This is a genomic window from Sphingobium sp. FW305-3-2-15-F-TSA7 (assembly GCF_058787155.1).
In genome coordinates this window covers 146,691-164,360 of record NZ_JBYSZM010000009.1, presented here as the reverse complement: position 1 = coordinate 164,360, position 17,670 = coordinate 146,691, and the positions used below count along the sequence as shown (strand labels likewise).

Annotated in this window: 16 protein-coding genes, 1 tRNA gene and 1 pseudogene; 11 read left to right on the top strand and 7 right to left on the bottom strand. The window is 64.6% G+C overall.

Features of this window, described 5'->3' with window-relative positions; genetic code table 11:
* The first annotated feature begins 183 nt into the window (after positions 1 to 183).
* Entirely contained in the window at positions 184 to 885 is a 702-nt protein-coding gene (gene aat / locus AC3WN8_RS09360) for a leucyl/phenylalanyl-tRNA--protein transferase (RefSeq protein WP_492669177.1), read from the top strand.
* A gap of 35 nt (positions 886 to 920) precedes the next feature.
* Here the strand turns inward: aat and AC3WN8_RS09355 are convergent.
* From AC3WN8_RS09355 to AC3WN8_RS09335, 5 genes and pseudogenes are all read right to left on the bottom strand, one after another.
* Positions 921 to 1,088 (bottom strand): annotated as a pseudogene (locus tag AC3WN8_RS09355) (DUF2155 domain-containing protein); the annotation flags it as partial.
* Between the two features lie 263 nt (positions 1,089 to 1,351).
* Positions 1,352 to 1,747, bottom strand: coding sequence for an NADH:ubiquinone oxidoreductase subunit NDUFA12 (locus AC3WN8_RS09350; RefSeq protein WP_492669130.1), 396 nt, complete (start codon positions 1,745 to 1,747; stop codon positions 1,352 to 1,354).
* A gap of 59 nt (positions 1,748 to 1,806) precedes the next feature.
* Positions 1,807 to 2,310 (bottom strand): DUF192 domain-containing protein, encoded by a 504-nt coding sequence (locus AC3WN8_RS09345; RefSeq protein WP_492669129.1) that lies wholly within the window; start codon positions 2,308 to 2,310, stop codon positions 1,807 to 1,809.
* 5 nt (positions 2,311 to 2,315) lie between these two features.
* Positions 2,316 to 2,804 (bottom strand): cold-shock protein, encoded by a 489-nt coding sequence (locus AC3WN8_RS09340; protein WP_492669176.1) that lies wholly within the window; start codon positions 2,802 to 2,804, stop codon positions 2,316 to 2,318.
* A gap of 198 nt (positions 2,805 to 3,002) precedes the next feature.
* Positions 3,003 to 3,542 carry a regulatory protein RecX gene (locus AC3WN8_RS09335; protein ID WP_492669128.1) on the bottom strand — a complete coding sequence of 180 codons (540 nt, stop codon included), beginning with the start codon at positions 3,540 to 3,542 and terminating at the stop codon, positions 3,003 to 3,005.
* A gap of 182 nt (positions 3,543 to 3,724) precedes the next feature.
* On the opposite strand from AC3WN8_RS09335, the gene AC3WN8_RS09330 reads away from it, so the two are divergent.
* The 3 genes from AC3WN8_RS09330 (at position 3,725) to AC3WN8_RS09320 (ending at position 8,040) form a co-directional block, all read left to right on the top strand.
* Positions 3,725 to 5,443, top strand: a complete 1,719-nt coding sequence (locus AC3WN8_RS09330) for a fatty acyl-AMP ligase (RefSeq protein ID WP_492669127.1) — start codon at positions 3,725 to 3,727, stop codon at positions 5,441 to 5,443.
* 92 nt (positions 5,444 to 5,535) lie between these two features.
* Positions 5,536 to 7,890, top strand: coding sequence for a putative bifunctional diguanylate cyclase/phosphodiesterase (locus AC3WN8_RS09325; protein WP_492669126.1), 2,355 nt, complete (start codon positions 5,536 to 5,538; stop codon positions 7,888 to 7,890).
* Positions 7,891 to 7,964: 74 nt separating this feature from the next.
* A tRNA-Trp gene (locus AC3WN8_RS09320) sits at positions 7,965 to 8,040 on the top strand.
* A 52-nt stretch (positions 8,041 to 8,092) separates the two neighbouring features.
* Here the strand turns inward: AC3WN8_RS09320 and AC3WN8_RS09315 are convergent.
* Positions 8,093 to 8,281: a hypothetical protein gene (locus tag AC3WN8_RS09315; RefSeq protein ID WP_492669179.1), complete on the bottom strand. Its 189-nt coding sequence runs from the start codon at positions 8,279 to 8,281 to the stop codon at positions 8,093 to 8,095.
* Between AC3WN8_RS09315 and secE the strand changes: the two genes are divergently transcribed.
* From secE to rplL, 6 genes are all read left to right on the top strand, one after another.
* Positions 8,208 to 8,378 (top strand): preprotein translocase subunit SecE, encoded by a 171-nt coding sequence (gene secE, locus AC3WN8_RS09310; RefSeq protein ID WP_492669175.1) that lies wholly within the window; start codon positions 8,208 to 8,210, stop codon positions 8,376 to 8,378. The genes AC3WN8_RS09315 and secE overlap by 74 nt on opposite strands.
* Before the next feature lie 22 nt (positions 8,379 to 8,400).
* Positions 8,401 to 8,937, top strand: coding sequence for a transcription termination/antitermination protein NusG (nusG, locus tag AC3WN8_RS09305; protein WP_492669125.1), 537 nt, complete (start codon positions 8,401 to 8,403; stop codon positions 8,935 to 8,937).
* A 123-nt stretch (positions 8,938 to 9,060) separates the two neighbouring features.
* Complete coding sequence (rplK, locus tag AC3WN8_RS09300; RefSeq protein WP_492669124.1) at positions 9,061 to 9,492, top strand: 50S ribosomal protein L11; 432 nt, start codon at positions 9,061 to 9,063, stop codon at positions 9,490 to 9,492.
* Positions 9,493 to 9,496: 4 nt separating this feature from the next.
* On the top strand, positions 9,497 to 10,195 hold the full coding sequence (gene rplA, locus AC3WN8_RS09295) for a 50S ribosomal protein L1 (RefSeq protein WP_492669123.1): 699 nt from the start codon (positions 9,497 to 9,499) through the stop codon (positions 10,193 to 10,195).
* 460 nt (positions 10,196 to 10,655) lie between these two features.
* The gene (rplJ, locus tag AC3WN8_RS09290) at positions 10,656 to 11,171 is read left to right on the top strand and encodes a 50S ribosomal protein L10 (RefSeq protein ID WP_492669174.1); all 516 of its coding nucleotides are present in this window, start codon (positions 10,656 to 10,658) and stop codon (positions 11,169 to 11,171) included.
* A gap of 53 nt (positions 11,172 to 11,224) precedes the next feature.
* Complete coding sequence (gene rplL, locus AC3WN8_RS09285; protein WP_492669122.1) at positions 11,225 to 11,599, top strand: 50S ribosomal protein L7/L12; 375 nt, start codon at positions 11,225 to 11,227, stop codon at positions 11,597 to 11,599.
* 172 nt (positions 11,600 to 11,771) lie between these two features.
* Here rplL and AC3WN8_RS09280 read toward each other — a convergent pair whose 3' ends face one another.
* Complete coding sequence (locus tag AC3WN8_RS09280) at positions 11,772 to 13,100, bottom strand: LPXTG cell wall anchor domain-containing protein (RefSeq protein ID WP_492669121.1); 1,329 nt, start codon at positions 13,098 to 13,100, stop codon at positions 11,772 to 11,774.
* Between the two features lie 349 nt (positions 13,101 to 13,449).
* Here AC3WN8_RS09280 and rpoB point away from each other — a divergent pair, with 349 nt between their 5' ends.
* Positions 13,450 to 17,601 (top strand): DNA-directed RNA polymerase subunit beta, encoded by a 4,152-nt coding sequence (rpoB, locus tag AC3WN8_RS09275; RefSeq protein ID WP_492669120.1) that lies wholly within the window; start codon positions 13,450 to 13,452, stop codon positions 17,599 to 17,601.
* The last annotated feature ends 69 nt before the right edge of the window (positions 17,602 to 17,670 follow it).

The following is a 17,670-nucleotide window of genomic DNA, read 5'->3' as shown; positions in this document are numbered from 1 at the left end:
GCGCGATCTGGACCAATCCGCGTGATTTCGGAATCACGCAGCCAGATCTAGCCCTTTGTTTTACTGTGGTTTTTGAGTCGCTTGATGAGTCCATCGAACGACAAATCGCTCCAGGTCACACATGCCGTTGATTGCGGCGACACACAGCGCCATATTTCAACCGTGCAACCGCTCGACACGACCATGCTCCTGCGCGCCTATGGGTGCGGCGTGTTTCCGATGGCGGACGATCGTGCCGCCGATCGCGTCTTCTGGGTCGAGCCCAAGAAACGCGGCGTCCTGCCGCTCGACGGTTTCCATCTGTCGCGCTCGCTCGCCAAGACGCTGAAATCGGATCGCTTCCAGGTCACCGTCGACACCGCATTCGACCAGGTGATCGCCGGCTGCGCCGAGGAAACGCCCGCCCGTCCCGGAACCTGGATCAACGCGCAGATCGAAGTGGCCTGCCGCGAGCTTCACAGCCGCGGCCACGCGCATTCGGTCGAAACCTGGCAGGACGGCGTGCTGGTCGGCGGCCTTTACGGCATCACGCTGGGTGGTGCGTTCTTCGGCGAAAGCATGTTCAGCCGGAGGCGCGACGCATCGAAAGTCGCCCTGGCGCATCTCGTCGCACGGCTTCGCGTCGGCGGATTCACCTTGCTCGACTGCCAGTTCATCACCGACCATCTCGCATCGCTGGGCGCGATCGAGATTCCCCGCGACGACTATGTCGCGTTGCTGGACGGTGCGCTTTCCACCGGCTCGGCGGCTGGCGTCGCGGTGCCCCCACCCGAATTCCGCGCACTCGAGCGACTGGCCGCGCCCGATTCGCCCGACGACACCGTTTCGGTTTCGGCGCCGATATCGGGGAAACGCATCGTGCAGGCCTTGGTCCAGACATCATAGACCGGATGCTCGACCATGTTGAGCGACGGCGTTTCCTTGTAGAGCCAGCCTGAAAAGGCGCGGCGCCATTTGTCGTCCGAACCGCGGACGTCGAGCTGGACGAACGCTCCGGTCAGTTGCTCCGGTTCCCAGGGCGCAGTCTGTTCGCAGGCGCGCAGCCGTACGATGACATCGCCCACCCTGAGCGCCTGGCCCGGCTTCATCCTGAGGTCGCGCGACAGTCCGTTGCGCTTGTTGAGCAGGCCGATCACCGCTTCGCGCTGGGCCATCGGCGTGGTTCCACGCGATGGCGCGGGCGCAGGCGTCGCCCCGCGTGCCCGATTCGCAGGCGCGTCGGCGGGCGCGGCGGCGTTCGACGATTCGGTGGCATTGGCGGCGGGTTCCGCCTGATTCTGCAGCGCCATCGCCGCGCCCCAGCCGGCCAGGATCACCCCGGCGGCACCCAGGCCGGCGACCAGCCGACGATTCATGCGTCCGGCGCCCATGCCTCATAATCCCCGGTCGCCTGTGCGCGGCGTCCGCCGGCTTCGAGCGCACCGGACGGACGATAGGCATCGCCGGTTCCGGTGAGATTCGGAGTCGCTTCGCGCTGCCAGGGCCGCGGCGCAGGTAGCGCCTCGGACGGGATGGCGTCGAGCGTGCCGTGCAGCCAGCCATGCCATTCAGGCGGCACGCGGCTCGCGTCGTTCGCGCCCTTGTAGATCACCCAGCGGCGCTTGCGGCCATTTTCGGCCTTCTTCGCCTCATAATAGATATTGCCCTGCGCATCCTCGCCGACGCGCGCGCCGCCGAAGATGGTGCCCATCGCGGTGCCGAAGGTCGCGCCTTCCCACCAGGTGAAGATGTTCTTGAAGATGCCCATTGCGAGTTCCCGTTACCCGATGGCGCGCCAGGAGAAAACCGTTTTGCGCTGCCCGTCGGCTATTTCGCCGTCGGCCCGCCGGGCCAGCTGACATGATCGCCTTCCGCGATGCCGAGCGCGGCCGCGCGGCCGCCGGCGATTTCGAACACCGCGATCACGGGTTCGCCGGACGCGACGGACTCGAGCGACTGCGGAATCGTCTCCTCCGCGATGCGCGCGATGCTGCCGTCCTGGCGGATGAAGATCATGTCGAGCGGGATGATCGTGTTCTTCATCCAGAAGCTGCGTGGCCCGGGCTGGGCGAACGGAAACAGCATCCCGCCATCCTCGGGCAACGACGTGCGATACATCAGCCCGCGCGCCTGTTCGACCTCGGTCCGCGCCACTTCCACCCGGAACTGCCGAACGCCCGCCCCAGTCCGGATCGTGAGTGGCAGCAATGCCGCCGCCTGCTCCGTTGCGGGGACATCCTGCTCCCTTGCGGGGGTTTGATCCGCCCTGCCCTGGCAGCCGCACAGCGCCGCCACGGCCAAACAGGCTGCCGTCAGGATCACCGGACGCATGACGATTATTCTAACGGCTCGACCAGAACCGCGAGCAGGCCCTTATTGCCGCTCACACAGCGCGCGCGCATCAGCTGGCCCGGCTCGACTTCTCCAAGCCCGGCCCTGCGCAGCGTCTCCATATGGACGAAGATGTCGGTCTCACCATCCTCGCGCAGCAGGAAACCATAGCCCTTCACGCGGTTGAACCATTTGACCTGCACGGTTTCGAACGGCCCGGCCTGATCGACCATCTCGGCAGGATCGACACGATCACGCCGCTCGGGCGACAGCCGCTCCGGATCGGGCACGACCGCCGTTTCGAGATCGAAGTCGAGGATCTCGCGTGCCTGGAGCCCGCGATTGCGCCGGACCGCCAGACAACTCACACGCGTCCCCTCGGGCAGGCTCCGCCGCCCGTGATCGCGCAACACCGAGAAATGAATCAACACGTCGCCAGCGCCGTCGTCCGACACCATGAAACCGAAACCACGCGTCGAATCGAACCACTTCATCGTCCCGTCGTGCTTTTCCAGCACTTCGGCCGCAACAATGCCTTCGCCGGTCTCCACGACCGACGGCTCCACGCCATGTGCGCTGCTATGCATAGCTCCCGACTCTTGCACGCGAGCCCATCTCCCCCAAGAATGAGTCTCAGAACGAATGCGTAACACAGATTGGTTCGTTTCTGAAACCGGGTACGCACATTTGTATCAATTCGGGTCGTCGGGAACTTCGCCTGGCGTCGAATCGACGAGAATCCGAGCAATTTCAAATGAATGTCCGGCACGCACCAACGCAGCGAGCGTCTTTTCCCGCTGTGGCCCGCCGCCGACCGACTCGGCGGCAAAGGGGCCGATCCGCCGCCGCCGCGCATAGGCCAGCGCCGCATCCCATGCCGCCGAGCGCGCGGCGACGCGTGCGCCCTCGGCATCCGCCTCATCGATGCCCGCCGCTCTCAGCGCGTCCGCAACCCGACGCGCGCCATAGCCGCGCCGCGTGAGGCCGGCGCCGCGCGCCTCGGCAAAGGCGCGATCATCGACATAACCAAGCGCCGTCATCTTTTCGATCAGCGCCTCGACAGGGGGCCTTTCGTCCCCGCCCCAGCCACGCTCGGCCAGTTTGCGCGACAGGTAAGAGCGCAGTTTTGCGCGGGTCGTCGCATAGCGACCGGCATAGTTGAGCGCGAGGCGCTGCAGCGTATCCGCGTCCAGCGGGGTGGGTGATCTGCGCGTCTCTTGGGTCACCGCCATGTTTATGCCACAGTCGAGCCGGATTTTGAACGCGTCCACTGCGCTAATAAAGCAGGTTCATGGTGGGGAAACCCAGGCAGATGGCGTCAGTAATACGCCCGCCGCCGGGAAGAACGAGAGCAAGGAATATGCTGGAGCTCGCCGAACCCAGGGTTTCCGCTGTTAAGGTCGCAGGAATGAATATGCTTGAGCCGACGCCGATCGAGGATACCCTCGCGCGCCGCTACTCCGATTTCGAGACGCTGGGCGAAGCGCTGGATTATGCCGCGCTGGGATCGCGCGGCCTGAACTTCCACGATGCGCGCGGCGCACTGGTGCGCCCCTATCGTTTTTCCGAACTGCGTGAAGACGCCCTGGCGTGCGCCCATCGGCTGATCGCGCATGGCGTGCAACCGCAGGATCGCATCGCGCTCATCGCCGAAACCGGGGCGGAGTTCGCTGCCCTGTTCTTCGGCACGATCTATGCCGGTGCGTGGCCCGTGCCGCTGCCGCTGCCCACATCGTTCGGTGGACGCGATTCCTATGTCGACCAGCTCAGCGTCCAGCTGCGCAGCGCCGATGCGAAGCTGCTCTTCTATCCCGCCGAACTGGCCGGAATGGCCGGCGATGCCGCGACGGCGTGCGGAGTCGAGGGAATCGACTGGGAAAGCTTCGCCGACGCACCGGGATCCGAGGTGCCGCTGCCGGCGGCACAGGCGACCGACATTGCCTATCTTCAATATTCGAGCGGATCGACACGCTTTCCGCACGGCGTCGCGATCACCCATCGCGCACTGCTCGACAATCTGGCCGCACATGCGCACGGCATGGAATTGCAGGACAGCGATCGCTGCATCTCGTGGCTGCCCTGGTATCACGACATGGGGCTGGTGGGCTGCTTCCTTTCGCCCATCGCCAATCAGGTTTCGACCGATTATCTCAAGACCGAGGATTTCGCACGGCGCCCACTCGCCTGGCTCGACCTGATCAGCCGCAATCCGGGCACGTCGATGAGCTATTCGCCGACATTCGGCTACGACATCTGCGCACGCCGCATTTCCAGCCAGACCAATACCGACCGCTTCGACCTGTCGCGCTGGCGGATCGCCGGCAACGGCGCCGACATGATCCGCCCCGACGTGATGCAGAGCTTCGTCGACGCCTTTGCCAGCGCAGGTTTCAAGGCCTCCGCCTTCGTGCCGAGCTACGGCCTGGCGGAAGCGACGCTTGCGGTTTCGATCATGCCGCCGGGCGAGGGAATCGTCGTCGAACTGGTCGAGGAGACCGAGCTTTCCGGCGCGATGGGCAATAGCGATCGGCCGCAGCGTTATCGCGCCGTCGTCAATTGCGGCAAGCCGTGCCGCGACATGGAAGTCCAGATCCGCGAAGAGGACGGCACGCCCCTGCCCGACCGCGCGATCGGCAAGGTCTGGTGCCGTGGCTCCTCGGTCATGGTCGGCTATTTTCGTGACCAGGAAGCCACCGACGCCTGTCTGAAGGACGGTTGGCTGGACACCGGGGACATGGGCTACATGTCCAATGGCTATGTCTATATCGTCGGCCGGGCGAAGGACATGATCATCATCAACGGCAAGAATCACTGGCCGCAGGACATCGAATGGGCGGTGGAGCAGCTTCCCGGTTTCAAGTCCGGCGACATCGCGGCCTTCGCCATCACCACGCCCGGCGGCGAAGAGACTCCGGCGGTGCTGGTCCAGTGCCGCACATCCGACAATGCGGAACGCGCGCGTCTGCGCGACGAGATCCGTGACAAGGTGCGCTCGATCACGGGCATGAACTGCGTCGTCGAGCTTGTACCGCCACGCACATTGCCCCGGACCAGCTCGGGCAAGCTCAGCCGCGCCAAGGCGCGCAATCTGTACCTTTCCGGAGAGATCCAGCCGCTGGATATCGCCGCCTGAGGACAGGCGAGGGACGATGGACCGGTCGGCGACGAACTTTTTTTGAGCGCGTCTCAACCGATCGCTAACCAGTTGCCCGTTATCCGGTCCAGGTGGATCAGAATACGCATATCGATGAAGCGTCGTCGCGGATCGGCTGGACGGCAGCGCTCGGCCTGACCGAGGACAAGCGGCTGGACTGGGGCGCTATCCGCGCCGCTCAGCTCAACGCCCTGTACAAATGCACGCTGATCCGCTTCCTCGCCGTATTGGGCGGTGCGTCGCTGATCTGCGTCGCCCATGCCGCGCGCATCCCGCCCATGACTCTTTATGGCTGGGGCATCGTCATCGTGGCGCTCGGCGTGCACATCGCATCGCGCAAATGGCGCGTACGCGGTTGGGCATTGCGCACGGCGACACGAACCGAACTGCATCGAGAGACCATCGCGCTGGCGCTGTCGGGCGCGCTCTGGGCAGTGCCGGCCCTTTTCTTCGTGAAGGGCGGCGGCATCAACGAGATTCTGATGGTCTGGGCCGTGCTCAGCGGCCTGGCCGCCGCAGCCGCGCTGGTACTGACCGTCGCACCATTGGGGACGATGCTGTTCATCGCGATCGTCGGCACCGCGCTCAGCGTGATGGCCCTCAACCTGGGCCTGACGATGCTCGCGGGTACAAATGCCGTCTTCACGGTGATGCTGGCCGGCATGGCCTTTCTGAGCGGCAAGCGCTTCATCGAATCGCTGGTGTCCGACCAGGCGCTGACCGAAAAGAAGGAAGTCGTCAGCCTGTTGCTGCGCGAGTTCGAGGATACCGGCGCGGACTGGCTGTGGCAGACCGATGCCGCGCGCTGCCTGACACATGTCTCGCCACGCTTTGCCGCGGCGCTGGGCGTCGAACTTGCGGAACTCGAGGGCAAGCAGTTGCTGCGCATCCTGGCGGGCGAGAGCTGGGAAGCGGGCAATTTCGCCTCGGGTCTTCGCGAACTCGCCGAAAAGCTCAAGCGCCGCGAGAGCTTCGCCGATCTGATCCTGCCGGTGAAGATCGCGGGCGCGACACGCTGGTGGGAATTGTCGGCATCGCCGCGTTTCGACGATCGCGGCGCCTTTCTCGGCTTTCGCGGTGTCGGCTCCGACGTCACGGCGCAACGCGATTCGGCCGACAAGATCAACCGCCTCGCGCGCTATGACACACTGACCGGCCTGCCCAATCGCATGATGATCAACGAGACGCTCGCGCGCGCCATGCAGCATGCCGAGCAATGGCGCAGCCAGTGCGGCTTCATGATGATCGACCTTGATCGCTTCAAGGCGGTCAACGACACGCTCGGCCATCCGGTCGGCGACCGGCTGCTGAGCCGCGTGGCCGAGCGGTTGCGCCAGTTGATGACCGAGAACGAATTGTGCGGCCGGCTGGGCGGGGACGAATTCGCGGTGGTGCTGCTCGACGTGCGCGACCAGAATCGCGTCGACACACTGGCCCATGCGATCATCGAGGCGCTGACGCGCCCCTATGAGGTCGATCAGCACACGCTCTATATCGGCGCCAGCATCGGCAGCGCGATCGGCCCCAGCGACGGGCTCACCGCCGAAATGCTCATCCGCAGCGCCGATCTGGCGCTGTATCGCTCCAAGGATGCGGGCGGCGGCAAGCATCATGTCTACGAGCCCCAGCTCCACGCCAATGCCGAGGAACGGCGGACGCTGGAGATCGCGCTGCGCAGCGCGCTCGAAAAGGGCGAACTCCATCTCGTCTATCAGCCCGTCGTCTCCGCCGATGATTCGGCGATCGAAGGCTTCGAGACGCTGCTGCGCTGGACGCATCCCGAAATGGGCGTGATCCCGCCCTATAAATTCATTCCGGTCGCCGAGGATGCACGCCTGATCGCGCCGATCGGCGAATGGGTGCTGCGCACCGCCTGCGAGGAAGCGGTGAGCTGGCCGCCCACCGTCCGCGTCGCGGTCAACGTATCCGCTGAACAGCTGAGCGATCCCAATTTCGTGACCGCGGTGATCTCCGCCCTGTCGCACAGCGGCCTGCCGCCGCACCGGCTGGAACTGGAAGTGACCGAGAGCGTGTTCCTGCGCGAAGGCACGGGCGCGATCGCGATCCTCGACCAGATATTGGGGCTGGGCGTCCGCCTCGCGCTCGACGATTTCGGCACCGGCTATTCGTCGCTCGGCTATCTCCGCAAGACGCAATTCTCGACGATCAAGATCGACCGCAGCTTCGTTCAGGGCGCCGCCAAGAAAAGTGCGGAGAGCCTGGCGATCATCCGAGCGGTCGTGGCGATGGCGGACAGCCTCGGCATGACGACCACGGCCGAAGGCGCGGAGACCGAGGAGGAATTCGAGATGATCCGCGAACTGGGCTGCACCAAGGTGCAGGGCTATCTGTTCGGCAAGCCGATGGTCGCGGAAGAAGCGCGCAAGCTGATGCTCCGCGCCCAGCAGCGTCGCGCAGCGGCCTGATTTGGCATGACGACGTCCCTGCGGCTCTTGCGTCCATCACGGTCCACCGCTATGTCGCGCGTCTTCCCGGTCCTAGGGGTATAGCTCAGCTGGTAGAGCATCGGTCTCCAAAACCGAGGGTCGTGGGTTCGAGTCCCTCTGCCCCTGCCACGCTTGCCTTGATTGGCGGCGCGGTATATTGGCCCGGGATGCGACAGAGAGGTCACGGGGCGGCTCCGGTCGAGAGACTCGGAAAGGCGCCTGGTGGCCATTTGTCGTTGGTATTGACGAATTTTTCGAAGGCTTGAACAGTGGCGAAGGTCAATCCCGGCGAGTTCATCCGGCAGGTGCGGGCCGAGACCGCAAAGGTCGTGTGGCCCTCCAGCAAGGAGACCGTGATGACTGCCGTCATGGTGCTCATCATGACGACGATCCTCGCGCTTTTCTTCTTCGGGATCGATTCGGCGTTCAGCGCCATTGTCCGGGCATTGCTCAGCCTGATCGGCTGAGCCGAAGCTAATAGGGAAACGCATGTCGCGCTGGTACATCATCCACGCCTATTCAGGCTTCGAGAACAAGGTCCGTGACTCGATCATGGCCGAAGCGACGCGCATGGGGCTCGACGCGCTCGTCGAATCCGTCGAGGTGCCGACCGAGACCGTGACCGAGGTTCGCCGCGGCAAGAAGATCCAGTCCGAGCGCAAATTCTTCCCCGGCTATGTGCTGGCGAAGCTGAGCATGAACGACGACGTCTATCACCTGGTGAAGAACACGCCGAAGGTGACGGGCTTCCTCGGATCCTCGGGCAAGCCGCAGCCGATCAGCGAGGCGGAGGCCGCGCGCATCCTCAATACCAAGGAGGAAGCCGCCGCGGCGCCCAAGCACCAGATCAAGGTGGATTACGAGATCGGCGACAGCGTCAAGGTGCTCGACGGCCCCTTCGCCAGCTTCAACGGCATCGTCGAAGAACTGGATTTCGAGAAGAACCGCGTCAAGGTTTCGGTCTCGATCTTCGGTCGCGCCACCCCGGTCGAGCTCGATTTCGAGCAGGTCGAGCGCGCCAAATAAGAATTTGGGGGCCTGCCCCCGAATGCCTGCGGGAGGGGGCCTCGGCCACCGTCTGGACCGCTAAACTTGAAACAGGGCGAGGCGTCATGGCGCACCGCCCCGACTACAGAGTGAGAATGGACAATGGCTAAGAAGATAACGGGCTATATCAAGCTCCAGGTGCCCGCGGGCGCCGCCAACCCCTCCCCGCCGATCGGCCCTGCACTGGGTCAGCGCGGCGTGAACATCATGGAATTCTGCAAGGCGTTCAACGCCGCGACCGGCGATCTCGAAAAGAGCATGCCGATCCCGACGATCATCACCGTCTATGCGGATCGCAGCTTCAGCTTCGAGACCAAGACGCCGCCGGCAACCTTCCTCATCAAGAAGGCCGCGGGCCTCAAGTCGGGCTCCAAGGAGCCGGGCAAGATTTCCGCCGGAAAGATCGCGCGCTCCAAGCTCGCCGAGATCGCCGAAGTGAAGATGAAGGACCTGAACGCCAACGACATCGAGGCAGCGACCAAGATCATCGAAGGCTCCGCCCGCGCAATGGGCCTCGAAGTGGTGGAGGGCTGAACCAATGGCATTTCAGAGCAAGAAGGCGAAGAAGCTCGCCGAGACCATCGATCGTGACAAGCTGCACGGCGTCGACGAGGCGATCGCGCTGGTGAAGGCCAACGCCACTTCCAAGTTCGACGAGACCGTCGAAGTCGCGTTGAACCTGGGCGTCGATCCCCGCCATGCCGACCAGATGGTCCGTGGCGTCGTCACCCTGCCCAAGGGCACCGGCAAGACCGTCCGCGTCGGCGTGTTCGCCCGCGGCGACAAGGCCGAGGAAGCCAAGGCAGCCGGCGCCGACGTCGTCGGTGCGGAAGACCTGCTCGAGATCGTCCAGAACGGCAAGATCGAGTTCGATCGCTGCATCGCGACCCCGGACATGATGGGTCTGGTCGGACGTCTCGGCAAGGTGCTGGGCCCCAAGGGCCTGATGCCCAACCCGAAGCTCGGCACCGTGACTCCCAATGTCGGCGAAGCCGTGAAGGCAGCCAAGGGTGGCCAGGTCGAGTATCGTGTCGAAAAGGCCGGCATCATCCATTCCGGCATCGGCAAGGCGAGCTTCCCCGCCGAGGATCTGCGCGCGAATTTCGACGCGCTGGTCGACGCGGTGGTGAAGGCCAAGCCGACGGGCGCCAAGGGCAAATATGTCCGCAAGATTGCGCTGAGCTCTTCGATGGGCCCGGGCGTCAAAGTCGACACGGCCGAGGTCGCTGCGGCGTAAGCCGGGCGGGATCTGCCAACGAATAGGAAGGCCGGGGCGAAAGCTCCGGCCTTTTTGCTTGGGGATCGCCCCCTTCCTTTCGTCATCCCGATGAAAATCGGGACCTCCCTGCCTGTTCACTGGCTTTGCAAGAAGAAGTGAGATTCCGATTTTCATCGGGATGACGGTTTAAGCAGGATTGCTTCACCTTGACCCAGTCCCCGAATCTGCTATGCGCCGCGCCTTGGCCCGCAGGTTCGCCGGTGGGTCATACCGTCCGAGACAGTTGGTGGGGGCATTCCGGCCCTCTTAAACATCCAGCCTAGACGGGGAACAGTTTTCAGCCCGTGTCTCGCTTATGCGCGCTCGGGCCCTCTGCCATCAGGCAGGTGACCATTCCCCTCCGGACTAGTACCGCCCGCGGCTCGCCGCGGGCTTAGCCGCTTGCCGGACTTTCCGGCAGGCATGAGTGGAGAATGGCATGGATCGTGCTCAAAAGTCCGAGCTGGTCGCAGCACTGAACCGCACCTTCAACGAGACCAGCGTGGTGGTTGTCACCCGCAATCTCGGCCTCACTGTGGCCCAGTCCACGGTGTTGCGGACGAAGATGCGCGACGCAGGCGCCAGCTACAAGGTGACGAAGAACAAGCTTGCCAAGCTCGCAGTCGAGGGCACCACCTATACGTCCATCAGCGACATGCTGACCGGACCGACGGCGCTCGGAACCTCCACCGATCCGGTGGCACCTGCGAAGGTGATCGTGGAATTCGCGAAGACCAACGACAAGTTGGAAATCGTGGGCGGCGCGATGGGCGACACGCTTCTCGACGCAGAGGGAATCAAGGCACTTGCCTCGCTGCCCTCGCTTGACGAACTGCGCGCGAAGATCGTGGGGCTCATCGTTGCGCCCGCGACCAAGCTCGCGACCATCACCCAGGCACCGGCGGCTCAGATCGCCCGCGTCCTTTCCGCGCATGCGGAAAAGCAAGCAGCCTGATCACCTGACTGAAACCGAACAGGCGGGCGATGCCCGCATATGGAGAATACAACATGGCAGACCTTAACAAGCTCGTTGACGACCTTTCGGCTCTCACCGTTCTCGAAGCCGCTGAGCTCTCGAAGCTCCTCGAAGAGAAGTGGGGCGTTTCGGCCGCTGCTGCCGTCGCCGCTCCGGCTGCTGCCGGCGGCGCTGCTGCCCCGGTTGCCGAAGAGCAGACCGAGTTCGACGTGATCCTCGTCAACGACGGTGGCAAGAAGATCAACGTCATCAAGGAAGTCCGCGCGATCACGCAGCTCGGCCTGACCGAAGCGAAGACGCTGGTCGAGTCGGCTCCGAAGGCCGTCAAGGAAGGCGTGAACAAGGAAGAGGCCGAGAAGCTGAAGAAGCAGCTCGAAGAGGCCGGCGCCACCGTCGAGCTCAAGTAAGCTCGCGACGCGCTTCCGGCTTCGGCCGGAACCGAACATGGAAAGGGGCGGCTCCGCATGGGGCCGTCCCTTTCTTCGTATATGCCTTCCGCGCACCGATCGGCCGGGCCGGTCATGGAAAGGGCGGCCCCTCACGGAGCCGCCCTGCCCTCCCGCGACGACCCTGATACGATCAGGTGTGCTGCGGTTCCGTATGGAGGCGCGCGTCGATATCCTCGCGCATGCCGGTGGGATGATCGGTGGAAAAACCCTCGATCGTGTCACCGGACGCAAGTCCGATCTCGAACGATGCCGAAGTGCGTCCTTCGCCGCCGTCCGGCAGCGTGTACCGCGCATCGGCGACCAGCACCGGCAACATGCTGCCATTCGCGGCATGCGCGGTCGGCAGCGCGATCGCGGCCTCGATACGGGTGCCGTCGCCGGGCGCGATCGTGACCTCGGAAAGCTGCGCGTCGCCCGGTGGATCGATCAGCATCCGCTCCATCTCCGAATCCTGTGTCGATCCGGCCGCGAACATCCAGGTCGAGATGCGAACGTCCCTGGCCGGCACGCCGCCCGCATTGCCGACGGTCAGCTCGAACTCGACGACGGCATCGTCGCTGTTGGTGCCCGCCCGCATCGGCCGCATGATCAACTCCAGCCAGGGCCTGCCCGCCGGCGCGGCCGAAGCCGCAATCATCGCACCGACATCGGCGCTGTCCGCCTTGCCGACCGAAACCTTCTCAATCTCTCCGATCGGATCCTCGCCCCTGCTGTCGACCGCATTTTCGACAGTGCTTTCGGGGGCGATCGTGTCGGGCGCGACGGAGCGCGGCTGCACCACCGGCATATGAAGTGCTGCGGGCGGCACGATCGGCGCCGCAACGATCTTCACATTCGGCGTCGTGTCGGGGATGGGCTCGATCGTCGGCGCGACCGGCCGATGCGGGATCTGCTCGTCCACCTCATCATAATAACCTTCCAGCCCATCATCCTCCACCACGCGGCGGCGGCGCCAGGCGAGCAGGCCGGCGACAGCCGCGATCACGGCAAGCCCAGCGATCAGCCACAACCACGCCCCGCTACCCGCCTGCGCAGGCGCCGGAGCGACAGGTGCATCCGCGACGGGTTCCGCCGGCGGCGGGGGAGCCGGCTCCACAATCGAAGCAACGGGTTCGGGCGGCGCAGCGGGTACGGGCGTGAGCGCAGGTACCACGGCAACCGGCGTCGCGACAGCCGTTGCGGCTGCCTGGGCGGGGGCTGCCTGCCGGGCGCGGGGCCGCGCGACCGACCGTTCCGCCGACCGGCGCTGCGGCGCTGCGGCTGGCGCTTCGGCCTCGGCGACCGGAGCGGCCTGCGTCGCGCGCGGTGCGACCGAGACCACCGGCGGCGGCGCGACACGCGGCTCGGGTGCCGGCGCCGCTGCGACCGGCGGGGGCGCGGTCTGCGCCGGCACCGGCAGAGGCTCTATATTCTGCGCGAAAAGCGGGGTTATGGGGAGCGCAACGGCCGCCAACAGCATGGCAATCGCGCGACGATTGGGGGAAGGGCGTTGTTTCATGACAGGGGAACAATGATTTTCATGGAAGTCCGGGCTCGGCTCGCCGCAGAAACTGCGGCGGGCCGTTCCCCGGCAACGCCCGGCCGAAAATTCATGCCCGTTTGACATGACGGCACCCCGCTCCTATATCGCGCCTCTTCACCACAGCCTTTCGGGAAATGATGCGTCGTCGCGCAGCGCATCGGACGAATAGATCGGCTGGGGTTCCAGGACGCTGAAGCTGCTGTTTTTCCCAGAGAAAGACTGCGGCTTTTGGCGTTTTTGCGCCCGAAATTTGACTGACGCAACCGACCGATAGGGCAAAACCGACATGGCGACCAAGGCAGCTCCCCTTTTGAGCACCGCGAAGAAGCGCATCCGCAAGGTTTTCGGCAACATCCACGAAGTGATTCAGATGCCGAACCTCATCGAGGTGCAGCGCGAATCCTACGAGCAGTTCCTGCGCTCCGATCCCAAGACCGGCTATGTGTCCGGCCTGGAGAAGACGCTGCGCTCGGTTTTCCCGATTCGCGACTTCGCCGGCACCGCCGAGCTGGATTTCGTCAATTACGAGCTTGAGGACCCCAAGTTCGACGTCGAGGAATGCCGTCAGCGCGGCATCACCTATGCGGCGCCGATGCGCGTCACGCTGCGCCTGATCGTGTTCGAAGTGGACGCCGATACCGAGACCCGTTCGGTCCTCGATATCAAGGAGCAGGACGTCTATATGGGCGACATGCCTCTGATGACGGGCAACGGCACCTTCTTCATCAACGGCACCGAGCGCGTCATCGTCAGCCAGATGCACCGGTCGCCGGGCGTGCTGTTCGACCATGACCGCGGCAAGACCCATGCCTCGGGCAAATATCTCTTCGCCGCGCGCGTCATTCCCTATCGCGGCTCGTGGCTCGACTTCGAATTCGACGCCAAGGACATCGTCAACGTCCGCATCGACCGCAAGCGCAAGCTGCCGGTCACTGCCCTGCTCTATGCGCTTGGCCTGAATTCCGAGGATATCCTCGGCTTCTTCTACAACAAGGTGATTTTCGTCCGCGGCGAGGGCGGCTGGGTGATTCCCTTCACCCCCGAGCAATGGCGTGGCCAGAAGCCCGCATTCGACGTCGTCGACGCCAAGACCGGCGAAGTCGTCTTCCCCGCCGGCCAGAAGATCAGCCCCCGCGCCGCCAACAAGGTGCAGAAGGACGGGCTGGAGCAGCTGCTGATCCCGACCGAGGAAATCTTCGGCCGTTATTCGGCCTATGACCTGGTCAACGACGCGACCGGCGAGATCTATATCGAGGCGGGCGACGAGGTTTCGCCCGACAATCTCGAAAAGCTCGACAAGGCCGGCGTCGATCGCATCGAGCTGCTCGACATCGATCACGTCAACACGGGTCCATGGATCCGCAACACGCTGAAGGCCGACAAGGCCGAGGATCGCGACCACGCGCTCAGCGACATCTATCGCGTCATGCGCCCCGGCGAGCCGCCGACGCGCGAGACCGCCGAAGCGCTGTTCGCCGGCCTGTTCTTCGACCCCGAGCGCTACGACCTGTCGGCCGTGGGCCGCGTCAAGCTCAACATGCGCCTCGATCTCGACGCCGAAGACACGGTGACGACGCTGCGCACCGAGGATATCCTGGCGGTCGTCAAGACGCTGGTCGACCTGAAGGACGGCAAGGGCGAGATCGACGACATCGACAATCTCGGCAACCGCCGCGTGCGTTCGGTGGGCGAGCTGCTCGAGAACCAGTATCGCATCGGCCTGCTCCGCATGGAGCGCGCGGTGAAGGAGCGGATGAGCTCGGTCGACGTGTCGACCGTCATGCCCAACGACCTGATCAACGCGAAGCCCGCGGTTGCCGCGGTGCGCGAATTCTTCGGTTCGTCGCAGCTCTCGCAGTTCATGGATCAGACCAACCCGCTCTCCGAAGTGACGCACAAGCGTCGCGTTTCGGCGCTTGGGCCGGGTGGTCTCACCCGCGAGCGCGCGGGCTTCGAGGTCCGCGACGTCCATCCGACCCATTATGGCCGGATCTGTCCGATCGAAACGCCGGAAGGCCCGAACATCGGTCTGATCAACTCGCTGGCGAGCTTCAGCCGCGTCAACAAATATGGCTTCATCGAGACGCCGTACCGCAAGGTCATCGACGGCAAGGTCACGACCGAGGTCGTGTATCTCTCCGCGATGGAAGAGGCGAAGCACACGATCGCGCAGGCGAACGCCGAGCTGAACGACGAATATGGCTTTGTCGAGGATCTGATCTCGGCCCGCGAGGCCGGCGAGTTCCTGATGGCGCCGCGCGATCACATCACGCTGATGGACGTGAGCCCCAAGCAGCTCGTGTCGGTCGCGGCATCGCTCATTCCGTTCCTGGAAAACGATGACGCCAACCGCGCGCTGATGGGATCGAACATGCAGCGTCAGGCCGTGCCGCTCGTCCGGGCCGAGGCGCCGTTCGTCGGCACCGGCATGGAAGAGACGGTTGCGCGCGATTCGGGCGCCGCCATCGGCGCCAAGCGTGGCGGCATCGTCGATCAGGTCGACGCGACCCGTATCGTGATCCGCGCGACCGGCGACGTCGCCGCCGGCAAGTCGGGCGTCGACATCTACACGCTGATGAAGTTCCAGCGCTCCAACCAGAACACCTGCATCAACCAGCGCCCGCTGGTGAAGGTGGGCGACATCGTCAACGAAGGCGACATCATCGCCGACGGTCCGTCGACCGAGTTCGGTGAGCTGGCGCTGGGCCGCAACGCGCTCGTCGCGTTCATGCCCTGGAACGGCTACAACTACGAGGATTCGATCCTGATCTCCGAGCGGATCGTGAAGGACGACGTCTTCACCTCGATCCATATCGAAGAGTTCGAGGTGATGGCCCGCGACACCAAGCTCGGGCCGGAAGACATCACGCGCGACATCCCGAACGTCGGCGAGGAAGCCCTGCGCAACCTCGACGAGGCCGGCATCGTCTATATCGGCGCCGAAGTGGAGCCGGGCGACATCCTGGTCGGCAAGATCACGCCGAAGGGCGAAAGCCCGATGACGCCGGAAGAGAAGCTGCTCCGCGCCATCTTCGGTGAAAAGGCGTCCGACGTGCGCGACACGTCGCTGCGCCTGCCCCCGGGCGTCGCCGGCACGATCGTCGAAGTCCGCGTGTTCAACCGTCACGGCATCGACAAGGACGAGCGTGCCATGGCGATCGAGCGCGAGGAGATCGAGCGCCTGAAGAAGGACTCGGACGACGAGCGCGGCATCCTCAACCGGGCGAGCTATGGCCGTCTGAAGGAAATGCTGCTCGGCCATGTCGCGACCGCGGCGCCCAAGGGCGTCAAGAAGGGGTCGGAGATCGACGAGTCGCTTCTGGAAGAGGTCGAGCGTCACGAATGGTGGAAGTTCGCGGTCCAGGACGACAAGCGCCAGGCCGATCTGGAAGCCGTGAAGGCCCAGTATGACGAGGCGGTCAAGGTCATCAACGAGAAGTTCGAGGACCGTCGCGAGAAGCTGGAGCGTGGCGACGAGCTGCCCCCGGGCGTGCTCAAGATGGTCAAGGTTTTCGTCGCGGTGAAGCGCAAGCTGCAGCCGGGCGACAAGATGGCCGGCCGTCACGGCAACAAGGGCGTGATCAGCCGCATCCTGCCGGCGGAGGACATGCCGTTCCTCGAGGACGGCACCCCCGTCGACATCGTGCTCAACCCGCTGGGCGTGCCGAGCCGCATGAACGTCGGCCAGATCTTCGAGACCCATCTGGGCTGGGCCGCGCGCGGCCTGGGCCGGCAGATCGCCGGTGCTCTGGAGCAATGGCGCGAAGCCAATCCGAACGGCACCGGGGGCAATGCCCCGCAGGTGGTGATCGACCGGCTGAAGACCGTCTATGGCGACCATTACGACGCCGAGATCGACGCACGGACGCCTGACCAGATCATCGAGCTGGCCGGCAATCTGACCGGCGGTGTGCCAATGGCGACCCCGGTGTTCGACGGCGCGCGCGAAGCCGACGTGTCCGACATGCTGGTGCTGGCGGGTCTCGATCCGTCGGGCCAGGTCGAACTGTTCGACGGCCGCACCGGCGATGCGTTCGACCGCAAGGTGACCGTGGGCTACATCTACATGCTGAAGCTGCACCACCTTGTCGACGACAAGATCCACGCCCGTTCGATCGGCCCCTACTCGCTCGTCACCCAGCAGCCGCTGGGCGGCAAGGCGCAGTTCGGCGGCCAGCGCTTCGGCGAGATGGAGGTCTGGGCGCTCCAGGCCTATGGCGCCGCCTATACGCTGCAGGAGATGCTGACGGTGAAGTCCGACGACGTTGTCGGCCGCACCAAGGTGTACGAAGCGATCGTCAAGGGCGACGACACGTTCGAGGCGGGCATTCCGGAGAGCTTCAACGTTCTCGTCAAGGAAATGCGCTCGCTGGGTCTGAACGTCGAGCTGAAGAGCATCGAAGACAGCGAAGACGGCCTGGCCGAAGCCGCGGAATGACGGACGGAGCGCTGCCCGCAAACGGGCGGCGCTCTTTCCACCGCCCAGATATTTGACCCTTCGTAAGGG

Excerpts from the sequence above, each read along its gene's own strand:
- aat (WP_492669177.1), top strand. The coding sequence starts at position 184 with ATGCTCCTGCGCGCCTATGGGTGCGGCGTGTTTCCGATGGCGGACGAT.
- AC3WN8_RS09350 (WP_492669130.1), bottom strand. The coding sequence starts at position 1,747 with ATGGGCATCTTCAAGAACATCTTCACCTGGTGGGAAGGCGCGACCTTC.
- AC3WN8_RS09345 (WP_492669129.1), bottom strand. The coding sequence starts at position 2,310 with ATGCGTCCGGTGATCCTGACGGCAGCCTGTTTGGCCGTGGCGGCGCTG.
- AC3WN8_RS09340 (WP_492669176.1), bottom strand. The coding sequence starts at position 2,804 with ATGAAGTGGTTCGATTCGACGCGTGGTTTCGGTTTCATGGTGTCGGAC.
- AC3WN8_RS09335 (WP_492669128.1), bottom strand. The coding sequence starts at position 3,542 with ATGGCGGTGACCCAAGAGACGCGCAGATCACCCACCCCGCTGGACGCG.
- AC3WN8_RS09330 (WP_492669127.1), top strand. The coding sequence starts at position 3,725 with ATGCTTGAGCCGACGCCGATCGAGGATACCCTCGCGCGCCGCTACTCC.
- AC3WN8_RS09315 (WP_492669179.1), bottom strand. The coding sequence starts at position 8,281 with ATGACGGCAGTCATCACGGTCTCCTTGCTGGAGGGCCACACGACCTTT.
- nusG (WP_492669125.1), top strand. The coding sequence starts at position 8,401 with ATGTCGCGCTGGTACATCATCCACGCCTATTCAGGCTTCGAGAACAAG.
- rplK (WP_492669124.1), top strand. The coding sequence starts at position 9,061 with ATGGCTAAGAAGATAACGGGCTATATCAAGCTCCAGGTGCCCGCGGGC.
- rplA (WP_492669123.1), top strand. The coding sequence starts at position 9,497 with ATGGCATTTCAGAGCAAGAAGGCGAAGAAGCTCGCCGAGACCATCGAT.
- rplJ (WP_492669174.1), top strand. The coding sequence starts at position 10,656 with ATGGATCGTGCTCAAAAGTCCGAGCTGGTCGCAGCACTGAACCGCACC.
- rplL (WP_492669122.1), top strand. The coding sequence starts at position 11,225 with ATGGCAGACCTTAACAAGCTCGTTGACGACCTTTCGGCTCTCACCGTT.
- AC3WN8_RS09280 (WP_492669121.1), bottom strand. The coding sequence starts at position 13,100 with ATGCTGTTGGCGGCCGTTGCGCTCCCCATAACCCCGCTTTTCGCGCAG.
- rpoB (WP_492669120.1), top strand. The coding sequence starts at position 13,450 with ATGGCGACCAAGGCAGCTCCCCTTTTGAGCACCGCGAAGAAGCGCATC.